Below are 13,043 nucleotides of genomic sequence, written 5' to 3'. Positions count from 1 at the left end.
TTAGTCATTGGTCATTAGACAAAAATCAAATGACGTGTAAATTCAAAATTAAGGTGAATAAAAACGCCAGTAGTCCTGCTAAAGCAAAGAGATAAAATAAAGCCCTGGGTTTGAAAATTGATAACATCAAACCAACACCTTTAATATCAATCATCGGACCAAATACCAGAAATGCTAACAAGGAACCACTGGTAAAAGTCGAGGCAAAAGATAGCGCAAAAAAGGAATCGACTGTAGAACAAATTGACACCACTGCTGCTAAAATCAGCATGGCAACAATTGAGCTAATCGGCCCAGCGCCGAGACTGAGGATCAGTTCACGGGGCGCTAAAACTTGAATAGCCGCAGCCACCGCGCTACCTAAAACCATCACTCCACCTAATTCCCGCAATTCCTGGACGACGTTATCCAATAACAAGCGCAGTTTATCTGCCAGGGTTTTGCTAGGGCTAGAGGCTGGGGTATTTGCCGGGATTAAATTAGCATCTAACCGCGTGGGTCCACCTGCTTTTCCTCCCAGAATATAACTTCCTGATTGCAACAAACTCGGTGCAGCGGCTGGCTGTTGTACCTGGGAATATCTGCCCCGGCGTAATGGATCAGGTTTAGCGGGTGGGTTAAACTTGAGATATCGTGCGATCTCCGGTTGCAACATCGGACTCAAGTCCTTTTGAAAACTGAAAACATAACCAATAATAGTGGCGATTGTTAGGGAAAATACGACTCTTAACACCACTATTTCTGGTTGATCTCGAAATGCTGTCCAAGTTGCCCAAATGACAATGGGGTTAATCGTCGGTGCTGCTAGCAGAAAGCCAATTGCGACTGGTGTGGGTACTCCCTGCATCAATAACCGCCGCGCCACTGGCACATTACCACACTCACACACCGGAAACAAAAAGCCTATCATACTGCCGCATAAAGCACCCAGCAGCGGGTTTTTGGGCATGATCTCCACCAATTTGCGCTCATTGACAAAAAATAGCAACACACTGGAGAATAAAACCCCTAGCAGCAAAAAAGGCATCGCCTCGACTAGCAGACTTAGAAATAGAGTAAAACCATTGTTCAGTTGATTCATCATGCGTCGCAGTCAAAAGCGGTTTTGAGTTGTAGGGTTCTGCCTAGCCATTCTATCGGAATGGGGATCAAAAACAAGTTGGGATAATTAAACCTCATTATAATTAGCGAGTGAGTTTCGCTTAAGCGCTGTAAAGCAATCTTTAGTCCGAGATAGTTATTTTTACCTGAGTGCATTTACTAGCGATGACTATTGCTAAGATTGTCTGACTTCAAAAATAGTTCCAATTCTAGAGGTTGAGCAGTTGGACGATTTTGAATTACCTATGTTTATATTTACAGTAATTTGCTCTCTTGTATGTTAACCAAGCCGCATTTTCATCAAGGATTTACAGTTGCTCAACATTTGGGGATCGCGCTTGTTGCTATCATCCTGGATTTTGGCTATTTTTGGGAAAATATCATCTGTGCTTTGGTTGATTTTCTACTACAAAAACCTTAAAATAGCAAGACTAAGGTTAAATAGATGCAGTAACTGCCCTGGGGTATTTTGTGTAAAACTTGCTTACTAGACATAGATCAGCGATTTTTATCAAATATTTACAGATGCCCTGCAAACAAAGTCTGCTCACGCGGACTTTGTACTCTACGGCTATGGCTCGATGACGAGGAGGGCTAAAATATTAGCTTATGGGTTGCAAGTCTAGCTAAAGATTAAGGTGTCTAGTGCCACAAGAATTCAATTCTCAAATCTGTGCGCCATTTTTTTCTGTTGGTAGCGATCGCGATCTGGGTTTAGGTTCAACGCTCCAGGAACTGTCAATGTGTAGGTTCCAGGTAGAAATTAGCTCTACTGCTAAAGAAGTTGTCCGATTTTTTGAAAAATACCCCCTGCTACCAGGAGCAATTTTGCTAGAAGAGGGAAAGTTTATCGGCATGCTTTCCCGAAAGCATCTGCTGGAATTTTTGATTCGTCCCTATGGGCCAGAGTTGTTGAGCCGGGAATTGTTAGGTGTAATTTACAGCTATGCACGGACAACGATTTTGCTGCTTCCGGATACAGTGCCGATTTTGACAGCGATGCAACTTAGCTTGCGGCGATCGCCTGAACTCTTGGCAGAACCAATTGTCGTCCAAACAGCACCTGATACCTACAGATTATTAGAGGTACAGGAATTGAATATTGCTTCTTGGCAAATTCGGGGCATTGAAGCTCAGGTGCGGTATGAACGCAGCCAAGCCAAAATGATCCAAAATGATAAAATGGCAAATTTGGGACGTTTGGTAGATGGCGTAGTCCACGAAATTTTAGATCCCGTAGGTTTTATTTGGGGTAACTTAACTTATGTCTCCAAATACAGCCAAGATTTGCTGAAATTGATCGGGGTTTACGAAGAAATCTTATCTGAAGATTCTCAGAAAGTCAGGCAAATTAAAGAAGATATAGAATTTGATTTTATCGAGCAAGATTTATCACAAACACTTACAAGCATTCGTCATGGAGCCGAAAGATTAAAAAAATTAGTCGCCAGCTTACAAAATTTTTGTTATATCGATGAAGTATATTCTAAACCAGCAGATTTACACGCTTGTATAGATAGTATTGTATTATTAATTAATAGCCGAATTAAAGGAGAAATTGAAATTAGCAAAAGCTACGGTCATTTGCCGCCAATATGTTGTTTTATGGGGCAGTTAAACCAGGTTTTAATGAATATTTTTAGTCAAGCTGTGGATGCCTTACTCAATGAATCAGTGCGACATAAGTTTCAGCCGGAGTCGATAAACACCACTCGTAAACCCCGAATTGAGGTTACCACAGAAATAATCTCTCAGCCAAGTATAAACCTAAATGCACCTGATTCTCGCTGGGTTTCTATTCGCATTGCTGACAATGGTCCGGGAATGTCTCAGGAGTTACAACAGCAAATTATTGAATCTTTTTCTGTTCAAAAACGGGCTGATAAAGAAACAAGTTTGGCAGTAAGTTATCAAATTATCACCGCCAGACATGGGGGTAAATTAAATTTACGTTCAGAGTTAGGTGTTGGTACAGAATTTGAAATTCTTTTACCTTTGGTTTAATTAATTTTGATGGGCTGACAAATGTTTATTTATATATCCCTGAAATCTAAATCCAGGAAACATTGGAAATTTTCTACTTTTGTCAGGTATTATAAATATTTGAAAATTTCTCCTATTAAAATTACTGCTGATTCAAGTTAAAAATCATGTTTAATAGTATCAAGCTTGTAAAAAAAAATAAAATTTACTATTTGGATGGATTGAGAGGTTTAGCGGCAATAGCTGTTTTGATTTGGCATTTCATAGCTGTTTTTTATCCTGCGGCTGCCAATGGAAATTCTGAAATATCACATTCTTTTTTTTATGGAGATGATTATTTTCCATTCTCCATTTTCTTTTTTCTATAATGGGGAGTTTGCTGTTTCTATATTTTTTGTTCTTAGTGGCTATGTTCTGACAAGAAGTTACTTCATTAACGGGGATGATAATATATTAGTCAAACGAGTATTTGCTAGGTATCCACGGTTAGTAATTCCGGCTTTAATCTCTAATATTTTAGTTTATTTACTTCTCAAACTAAATTTATATAAAATCAAAGAACTAGCATTGACAAACGGTGCTGAAAAGCTTTTTAGTTATCAACAACTGTTTATTTTTCCCAATGCCCTTCAGCAAATGTTAACAAGTTCATTTTTTACAACTTGGTTAAGCAATCACGACTATAGTAAAATGTTCAATTTAGTTTTATGGACGATGACAATTGAATTTAAAGGATCACTCTTAGTCTTGGCTATGGCTTTTTTTATTAAGAAAACTAAGTATAAAATATTAGTAATTTTCATGTTGAGCGGATTATTTTTATGCTTTTCAAAAACTAACGGGATATATTATATTGCTTTTCTGTTAGGTTTACTACTGGCAAGCTATGAAATTAAAGTTTTATCAACACGATCAAATTATTGGGTAAAACTAGGACTTGTAATCTCCTTATATCTTGGAGGCTATAATCATGATAGTCAAGGGTACTTTTTTATATTCCATCGTTTTGATACTTTCCTCATTTCCTTGGCGAATCCAGGGACAGTATACCATGTTATTGCTGCGACTATTTTAATTTTTACTGTTCTCAAATCTACTAGGATACAAAATTTTTTGGCAAGTCCAATCATCGTTTACTTTGGGCATATATCCTTTCCTTTATATTTAGTCCATCAACCCTTAATTTTTTCTATATGTTCTCTATCCTTTTTATATACTAATAAAACTATTGGTTATCATCCCTCTGCACTACTAGCCTTGGTAATTTTGGTACTGGTTACTTTACCTATATCAATACTTTCAAGAAATACCATAGAGCAATTTTCTATAAAGGTATCTCATGAATTTGCCAAATTTATGTTGCTTAACTCGTCACAAGACTAGTTTTATAACTAAAATACCAGTAAAAAAATCCAGAAATACCCGACAACTGAAGTCGCAGCTATGGAAATTAAGGCTGTAGAGGCAGCCTTAATAATTTCAGTTTGTTAGCTATCTGTATTTTCCTAAATCAAGAATGGCTATAAATATGCTAATTAATGATTTATGCTATTAGTCGAATATTGTTGACAGCAAATTTTCGCCCCGTTGGTAAATTTCTCGCGCATAGTCAGTCCAAGCACCTTGTCCCCAATAACGAAAGCAGCTTGTTTGCAACAACAAATTATGTAATAGAATATTACGGTATTTAGATTCTTTGCTGATAGATTCTGCTGAATCAGGCAATAAGTTAGCAATTTTTTGATGAAATGAACTGCTTAATTCATACATTGGAGATAAAACATTTTCGTAACCTTGCACCCAACTAATATGGTTTGTCCATGAAGCACCATCCATGTGAAAGTTGGGGTTGATTTGCTTAATTTCTTGAATGGCAGTTTCTACAGCCTGCGGTTGGCAATTATCTGATGCGATTCGCTGCCAAATCTGGTGTTGTCCCACTGGCTGACAAGTAGGAAAATCTTCGGTTTGACAACCAGCATCTGCGAGTAATTCTAAATATTCTGTCCCACACACTCCGACAACACCTGTTCTACCTATTTCTCCCCAAGCTTTTTTAAAAGCGCTGGGAAATTCATTCATCATTACACCACCATTTTCACCATCACCAATTTGGCTGACGATTGGGGGAACTAAAACATTGCCTAATTTTTGTTTAGATAGAGTTTTAGCTTCATAATATGGCTGCATTTGAGCTACTAATTTAGTATCTGAACCTTGGGTTTTAATTAAGGCTGTAATACTAATTGTTTCGCCTTGGGAATTGCGAGCTATTAAACGGTGTGGTAAATGTTTGTTGATGATAGATTCACCGCTAAGTGTTTCTATAGTATGTTCTTGAACGAGTAGCCAGCGATATCCACATTCTTTCAGCGCTTTGACAAATGCATATAAGGTGTCGGGGTGATTTGGTAGGTGCATTTCTGGGGGTGAAAATCCTTTAACTCGCGCTAGTGCTTCCCAACCAAATATTGCGGCAAAGTGTTGTTGCCAGGCGATGATGTGCAGTTTAATATCTGGGATAGGGGTGGAAGGAATCACTGCATGACTCCACATTGTACCCAACCACTCTACATAAGGCTGATAGGTAGAATCGCAGGTGATGCGTTTGAGGTTGTCGATAATGTCTGCGCGTCCCATTTGTTGGAGTCCCCACAAAAGATTACCGGAGTAATCCAACATCACACGGGGATTGCAACCTTGATTGACAAGTTCGGGAATGAAGTCTCCCATGCGGCTATAACAATAGGCAAAGGGCCCGGCGTTGTGGTTATCTCCTTGGTGAGGATTTTCAAACATATGTTGCAGATTGCTGATCAGTTCGCCATTATGTCCAGCGGGGATTGTTGGCTGGTGCATGTGTAAAGCGATCGCAAATACTGCATTTATATCCTCTAGCCGGATATTGGTTGTTGGCAAAAAAACAGGTGCATCATGGTTAACTACAGAGAGAACCTCTGTTTCCCAACCAGAAATATTTGGTAAATTATCCACGATTTCGGGCAATTTAGGAAGTGTGGTAGGAAAGGTAAGCATGGATGGTTGTTCCGAAACGAGGTATAGCTAACCATGATGCACCAGTATCTGGCAATGAGTACCCGAAACCGCGCGATTCTTAACCTAGTAGTGCGTCAAGTTTAAATTGATGGATAAGCAAGTTCGTAGTCAGGACTTTAGTCCTGATTGTTCTAACCACTCTCCATGCTTACTACAAACCCTCAAAACTAACTTGACAAAGTACTAGAAGTGTTTTATGACTTCCGCGCAAAGACGAAAGAAGCCATATTTCCAGATAACAACCAATCGCCAAAACGGTGAATTTTCGCCCGAAAATTCTGAATTAAGCTTTCTTGAGGTTGTTTTCTTCCTGGTGTGGCAAATTGTAAAATCTGCTCTAGTAGCCAAGGAGAAAGACGTTGACACCAGACGGCTAAATGAGATTGCCATCCAACTAATATTTCTGGTGTATTCTTTTCTAGTCCAGTGACGAGTACTTGCGCGACTTTTTCGGGAGTCATGGGAACTACCCAGCGAAATAATTGTAAGTCGCGCACCATGTCTGTGTCTGTGAGGGTGGGGAGTAAGGCGATAACGCGGATATTGTGTGCTGCTAGTTCTTGGCGTAAGGCTTGGGTAAAGCCAATAATTGCAAACTTGGTGGCAGAATATGTGGCCATTGTTGGTGCTGCTACTTTCCCCATCAGACTGGAGACATTGACAATTGTCCCTTGTCTTTGGCTGGCCATGCGTCGCGCTATCAGACTGGTGAGGGTGTACATTCCCATTAAGTTGACTGATAGTTCTTCTTGGACTTGGGGGAGTTTAGATTGTAAGAATGAGTTTTGATAGGCGACTCCTGCACAATTCACCAACAGATCAATAGGGCCGTCATGACGCCAAAGTTGGGCGATCGCAATATTGATGTTGACTGGATTGGCTAGATCTAAGGCTAGAACTGTGGTTTCGACTCCCATAGCCTCGATTTGTTGGGCAACTTCCGCTAATTTTTGGCGATCGCGTGCCACCAATATCAGCCGTTTCATCCCCAGTTTCGCTAACTCAAATGCGATCGCCCGCCCAATCCCACGTGAAGCCCCAGTAATTAGAGCTACTTTGCCTCGAATATTCATGGATTTTAACCTCCAATATCTGCGTCTTACCGCACCCTTCTTTCTGATGCAGAGTAAGACAGATCATGCATTGTTATTCAAATTTGAACTCAGCCTAGACACGAGATTTTTCTGGACTCATCTGCAACACCTCTTGATTGCCTGTACACATCAGAAACCTCTCGCTTTCACGATTGTTGATTAAAAACAAAGACTATTCGCAGAGTGGATACAGCTCATCAGTTTTACCTCTTTTTTATCCGAGCATTCACCAGTACTGTCGCACTTACACACCCTAGCAGCTAAATCAAGCTATTGCAATATTTTTTAATAAGAATTGCTTAACACTTCTTTACAATCAGTATATCTATAGGGAATTTCTCATGAGATAAGTTTTTATGAAAACTGGCTCATCTATATATAGATCCCCTGACAATAAGTTGCTTTTTCTAGAAACATTTCTCCAAAAATATCCCTTACAACGGTTAGACAACCACAGTTATAGACATTATGAGAATTCATCAAGCATGATTATTATTTAAACCGTATTGGAGCGCTTGAAAGCGGCTAACGATTTTTATAAACGCATCATCCCATGCATTTGAATCTGTATCTCTAGATACAAATTGCGGTAAATATCGATTCTGATTCTCTATAATTAGAATTACAATTTCGTTAATTTTGCTTAAAGTTTTATCTTTGAACGTTTGGCAAATATCTCTACCAAGCAAAACAATTGCAGCTTCCTCAAACTCAACCGTTCCCGCGATAAGTTCATCATTCAGTTCATCAAATACCCGTTCATCTTCCTGATAATTTTCTAGCACCAAGATAATATCAGATAAATCTTTATATTCTCTGCGCTCATTCCATGCAAGTAGCTTTAAGCCTATAAAACTTTGAAGAGTGGGAACCCTAATTTCAATATCGTCAATTTTTTGGATTTGTGAATTTATAAAAGCTTCTTCTAAGCCTAAAATACACATTTGATTACCGTCAGGCCAGATAATTTCCTGATTTTGATTACAGATATCACCAAAGGGAATAATATCGACTTCTAAATTAGTTTCAATATGAATAAATTTATGAATAATCCTACTGAGTTTAAATTTAGGTTTTTCACCTTCAACTATTTTTGTGATTAAAATACCATATTTATCCCAACTATCCAGCCTTACCACTATATCACAATCTGTAGTTGCTCGACCTTGAATTTGATACGGTTTATCAAAAATCAATATCCGTGATTGAGCGCCAACTAATAATATTGATAATTGCAATGAATCGAGAATAATTTTGAGATCATTAATAACTCTTGTTCTATCTACATCAAAGTTAGGATTTAGATTATTCATGCTATAGCGTCTCAGCCATTTGTCCTATTTGAAAAATATATTCATTATAAATACGCGTAGCAGTCTCTTTTAAACGCTCATCTGGATATAAAAGCAATTCTGCACGTATCAAGAGAGGATCAGCAATCATATCGTTGTTTTCATAAAAATTATACGAGCTAAACTGTTTAATAATAGTGATGTTTCCCTGTACATTTGGTTTCAGGCGTAACTGAGTAGTTATAATCCGATAATTCAATTGATTAGGAATATGTAAAACTATACTTGTTGGCTGCAAATAAGCAGTCTTAAATAAAGCACTAGCACCAAATTCTCCACCAACCAAAATTTTGTAGCCGCTAACTATGTCTAAACTTTGAAATAAAAAATCAGAAAATTGGATATTTCTAATGGGGCTAAATGTATCTATCACAAGCTCTGAACGGAGATTTTCTAAGTAGCCCATATCCCATCTTTCTAACAACTTAGTGTAATTTTCAATTTTATATCGACCACCATATTGCTGCTGTAAATAATTCAGCTTAAACAAACTATCTAAACTAACTTCGACAGCATTTATATCAACTCCTGCAACTTCTGCAATTTCGTCACGAGAAAATAGTAAAATTTTGGGTTTTTTTAATATGGCATATACTACTTTTAAAGTGTTAGTATTAAATGTAGGCGAAGAAGTTTTTTTCTGATAAAATGAACTATTTTTAATCAAAATGTAAAATAATGAATTATTGATATAAATATTGCCTGAGGTGTCAATAAATTCAATATCTATTCTAATTAACTCCTCTACAACTTCATCAGACAGTATATCTGTAACTAGCAGAGGTTTTTGATTATCACCCAATCTTTGTTTTAGATGATTGAAATATAGAATTACTACATCTAGAGTTTCAATAGTTAGCTTAGATTTAATTTCAACTATATATTGAACTTGATTTTGAGGTGTATATATAGTCAATATTCCATCAGCAAGTGCACCTTCCAAATAACCAGGTTCTACAATAGCAGTCGCCTTGATTTGGGGTAATTCTTCCAGTCTTTCTATGCATTTTTGCAACCAAGGGTGTTTGGGTAACATATATATAATATTAGTTAGGAGGATAATTATTCAAATTCTGATTAATTGTAAATTGGTTTTACTGCTATTTTAACATTATTTTTTCTCCTATGTCTGATATCAAGAAAGCTTTATCGTTACCTGCTAACTGACCTTAATAGGGAAGATAAAGCATACATCTATTTTCTATGATAAGCGATCGCATACCACAACCTAGATATCGCTTCACGCTTCGATTTAATCTAAAATAGAGCGATCGCCCTAAAGTATTCAGTGCTAGTTATCTTTTATGCTACAACAGTATGATAAACAGATACTCAGCATATATGACAACCATACTCAAAGAAAAAGCATTATTCCTTCTGCGTCAGGCTTTGAATAACCCAAACGCTGATTTTCGTAATGGACAATGGGAAGCTATTGAAGAATTACTACTGAATCAATCGCGGTTACTCGTCGTTCAACGCACAGGTTGGGGAAAAAGTCTAGTTTACTTTTTAGCAACTCGCTTATTAAGAGATCAAGGTTCTGGTTGTACTCTTTTGATTTCCCCTCTCCTAGCATTAATGCGAAATCAAATTACAGCAGCAGAACGTCTTGGAGTAAAAGCTGAGACAATAAACTCCAGTAATACAGAAGAATGGGAAAATGTCGAACTCCAGCTATTAGCAGGAGAAGTAGATATTCTCTTAATTTCCCCCGAAAGATTAGCTAATGAGGAATTTCGAGAAAACGTTCTTTTGCCATTATCTCAAAAAATAGGTTTATTTGTTGTTGATGAAGCTCATTGTATTTCTGACTGGGGACATGATTTTCGTCCTGATTATCGCCGGATTGTCAGAATTTTACAAGCATTACCACAAAATATTCCTGTTTTGACTACAACCGCGACAGCTAACAACCGAGTAGTTGATGATATTAAGGCTCAATTAGGAGCCAACCTGCGTGTTTCTAGAGGAAATTTAACTAGAGAAACTTTGCGTTTACAAAACATTTATCTTCCCAGTCAAGCCGCAAGATTAGCTTGGTTAGCAGAAAATCTGACTAAATTACCTGGAAGCGGTATTATTTACACATTAACTGTAAGAGATGCTCAACGAGTTGCTGATTGGTTACAAACACAAAGCATTACAGCATTTCCGGCTATTATGAGGTACAGTAGCAGCAACTAGCAAACCAGTTTCTTAAATGTTGAGGATTTATTAAGTCGAGTGCAACTGAGATTAGTTGATCAACCATTTCTGTTGTAGTTGGAGCAAAACTGCGTAAGAAAGATTTAAGTTGTGACCACCATAATTCAATTGGATTAAAATCAGGAGAATATGAGGATAAACGAATAACTGAAGCGCCGACAGCTTCAATCATTGGCACAATTGAATCTAGTTTGTGCGCGGATAAATTATCCATCACTACAACTGCTCCTGACCATAAATTTGGCACTAAAAACTTCTCAACAAATACTTCAAATGCGTTACCATTCATTGAATCATTCATTGTCATTAATGCAACTACTTTTTTAATACTAATGGCTCCAATTACCGTAACCTTTGAACCTCGATAAAAGGGATTGAGAGAGTAAGCTCTTGTTCCCATTTGTGAACGGGCATGAGTCCTTGTTAAACCAAGTAGAACGCCAGTTTCGTCCAAAAATACTAAATTTTCTGGCTCTATATTTTTGACCTGATTCCAATAATCTAATCTTAAATTCAGGACTCTCTCTGTGCCTGCTTGGGTACTGCGCTTTGTTTTTTTTTACGGTTTAATCCTAATTTCTGTAATGCAGAACACATTGCACTTCGACCTACCCAATTGCCAGTCTTGTCTGCAAATAATTCACACAACTCTATCAATGTTGCATCTGGATGTGCTTCAACTAATTCTCTTAACTCTATGTCAGCATTTGTTAGATGACTAAATTGTGGTTTTCCTCGCGGCTTAGGTTGTAAATTTCCATCAACTTTTTGTTGTTTTACAAGCTTTTGCACTAAACTCTTTGACACGGAAAATATGTTAGCTACTTTCCTGATTGAGATGTTTTCCTGAAGATGTGCTGCAACTATTTTTTCTCTAAGATCGACAGAGTATGACTTCATTTAAAAATATTTATATTTTAATCTAGTGTACCTCATTACAGACGGAAGTGCTGTAATGCTAAAGCTTATCACAGCAAGCTAGAAGATGGACGAGAAATATTAGAAGATGAACTTTTAGAAAACAAAATTAAAGCATTAGTCGCAACAACAGCGTTAGGTATGGGTTTTGATAAACCAGATTTAGGATTTGTAATTCATTACCAAAGACCAGGTTCTGTTGTACACTATTATCAACAAGTAGGACGAGCCGGTAGAGCAGTAGAAACAGCCTACGGTATTCTGTTAAGCGGTGATGAAGATGAAGAAATTACTAACTATTTTATCAATACAGCATTTCCTCCCCAAATACATACCGAACAAGTATTAGCTGTAATTAATTCTGCTAAAAATGGAATTTCTGTTAACCAAATAGAACAACAAATAAATCTCTCCCAAGGACAAATTAATAAAGTTTTGAAATTACTATCTTTAGAATTTCCGACACCCGTCACCAAGATAGATTCTAAATGGTACGCTAACCCAATCAACTATCAAATTGATCATCAAAAAATTGAAAAGCTAACCCAAATTCGCCGTCAAGAACAACAGCGAATGGCAGATTATATGCAAAGTCAACAATGCTTAATGGCTTTTTTAGCAGCAGAATTAGATGATCCAAATCCACAAGAATGTGGTAAATGTGCTGTGTGTTTGGGTAAGCCATTATTGTCAGAAACTTTTTCAGATGAACTTGTAAATCAAGCAATTTTATATTTACGTCGTAGTGACCAAATTATTGAACCACGTAAACAATGGATTAAAGAATCATTACTAAATTATGGTTTTTCTGGAAACATTAAAAACAATTTAAGAGCAGAAGCAGGAAGAACATTATCTCTATGGGGTGATGCAGGTTGGGGAGAATTAGTCAAGCGGGGAAAATATCAAGATAATTATTTTGATGATGCACTTGTTCAGGCTACTTTTGATTTGATCCAACGTTGGAAACCTCAACCTTTTCCCACATGGGTAACTTGTGTACCTTCCTTAAATCGTCTAGAACTTGTACCTAACTTCGCGCAAAGACTAGCTGAGAAATTAGGCTTACCATTTAAACCCATTGTCCGCAAAATACGCGAAACTCAGTTTCAGAAAGATATGAATAACAGTTATCAACAAGCTCATAATTTAGATGGATCTTTTACAATTCAATTCTGGGAAGGAATGAGTGGTAATGTATTCTTAATTGATGACATGGTAGATTCCCGTTGGACTTTTACTGTCATTGCAGCACTTTTGCGTAATGCTGGAAGTGGATTAGTTTATTCTGTAGCATTAGCGCTTAATTCATTAGGTCAATCGGATTAGA

At 37.4% G+C, this 13,043-nt stretch carries 10 protein-coding genes and 1 pseudogene; 4 read left to right on the top strand and 7 right to left on the bottom strand.

The annotated features are described in order from the left end of the window. Positions 1–25 precede the first annotated feature (25 nt). Positions 26–1,081, bottom strand: a complete 1,056-nt coding sequence (locus CYLST_RS21860; RefSeq protein WP_041233215.1) for a permease — start codon at positions 1,079–1,081, stop codon at positions 26–28. A gap of 665 nt (positions 1,082–1,746) precedes the next feature. Between CYLST_RS21860 and CYLST_RS21855 the strand changes: the two genes are divergently transcribed. Both CYLST_RS21855 and CYLST_RS21845 read left to right on the top strand, forming a co-directional pair. Continuing rightward, positions 1,747–3,105 (top strand): ATP-binding protein, encoded by a 1,359-nt coding sequence (locus tag CYLST_RS21855; protein WP_015209912.1) that lies wholly within the window; start codon positions 1,747–1,749, stop codon positions 3,103–3,105. A gap of 270 nt (positions 3,106–3,375) precedes the next feature. Continuing rightward, on the top strand, positions 3,376–4,467 hold the full coding sequence (locus CYLST_RS21845) for an acyltransferase family protein (protein WP_015209911.1): 1,092 nt from the start codon (positions 3,376–3,378) through the stop codon (positions 4,465–4,467). 168 nt (positions 4,468–4,635) lie between these two features. On the opposite strand, the gene CYLST_RS21840 is transcribed toward CYLST_RS21845, so the two are convergent. The 4 genes from CYLST_RS21840 to CYLST_RS21820 all read right to left on the bottom strand — a co-directional run bounded on the left by CYLST_RS21840 (position 4,636) and on the right by CYLST_RS21820 (position 9,623). Then, a complete protein-coding gene (locus tag CYLST_RS21840) occupies positions 4,636–6,120 on the bottom strand; it encodes a hypothetical protein (RefSeq protein ID WP_015209910.1) in 1,485 nt (494 codons plus the stop codon). 215 nt (positions 6,121–6,335) lie between these two features. After that, positions 6,336–7,214, bottom strand: a complete 879-nt coding sequence (locus CYLST_RS21835; protein ID WP_015209909.1) for an SDR family NAD(P)-dependent oxidoreductase — start codon at positions 7,212–7,214, stop codon at positions 6,336–6,338. Positions 7,215–7,714: 500 nt separating this feature from the next. Next, complete coding sequence (locus CYLST_RS21825) at positions 7,715–8,548, bottom strand: nucleotidyl transferase AbiEii/AbiGii toxin family protein (protein WP_015209908.1); 834 nt, start codon at positions 8,546–8,548, stop codon at positions 7,715–7,717. Position 8,549: 1 nt separating this feature from the next. Next, on the bottom strand, positions 8,550–9,623 hold the full coding sequence (locus CYLST_RS21820; protein WP_015209907.1) for a type IV toxin-antitoxin system AbiEi family antitoxin: 1,074 nt from the start codon (positions 9,621–9,623) through the stop codon (positions 8,550–8,552). A gap of 305 nt (positions 9,624–9,928) precedes the next feature. Between CYLST_RS21820 and CYLST_RS21815 the strand changes: the two genes are divergently transcribed. After that, positions 9,929–10,774, top strand: a complete 846-nt coding sequence (locus tag CYLST_RS21815; RefSeq protein WP_245587419.1) for a DEAD/DEAH box helicase — start codon at positions 9,929–9,931, stop codon at positions 10,772–10,774. Here CYLST_RS21815 and CYLST_RS21810 read toward each other — a convergent pair. Both CYLST_RS21810 and CYLST_RS21805 read right to left on the bottom strand, forming a co-directional pair. Next, the gene (locus CYLST_RS21810) at positions 10,749–11,249 is read right to left on the bottom strand and encodes a transposase (protein ID WP_085960667.1); all 501 of its coding nucleotides are present in this window, start codon (positions 11,247–11,249) and stop codon (positions 10,749–10,751) included. The genes CYLST_RS21815 and CYLST_RS21810 overlap by 26 nt on opposite strands. A gap of 59 nt (positions 11,250–11,308) precedes the next feature. Then, on the bottom strand, positions 11,309–11,695 hold the full coding sequence (locus CYLST_RS21805) for a helix-turn-helix domain-containing protein (protein WP_041233210.1): 387 nt from the start codon (positions 11,693–11,695) through the stop codon (positions 11,309–11,311). 63 nt (positions 11,696–11,758) lie between these two features. On the opposite strand from CYLST_RS21805, the pseudogene CYLST_RS21800 reads away from it, so the two are divergent. Next, positions 11,759–13,042: pseudogene (locus CYLST_RS21800) on the top strand (phosphoribosyltransferase); the annotation flags it as partial. Between the last annotated feature and the right edge of the window lies 1 nt (position 13,043).

The organism is Cylindrospermum stagnale PCC 7417, from assembly GCF_000317535.1.
GTDB lineage: Bacteria > Cyanobacteriota > Cyanobacteriia > Cyanobacteriales > Nostocaceae > Cylindrospermum > Cylindrospermum stagnale.
The sequence above is the reverse complement of the archived record's forward strand: the minus strand, read 5'-3'. Positions and strand labels throughout refer to the sequence as shown.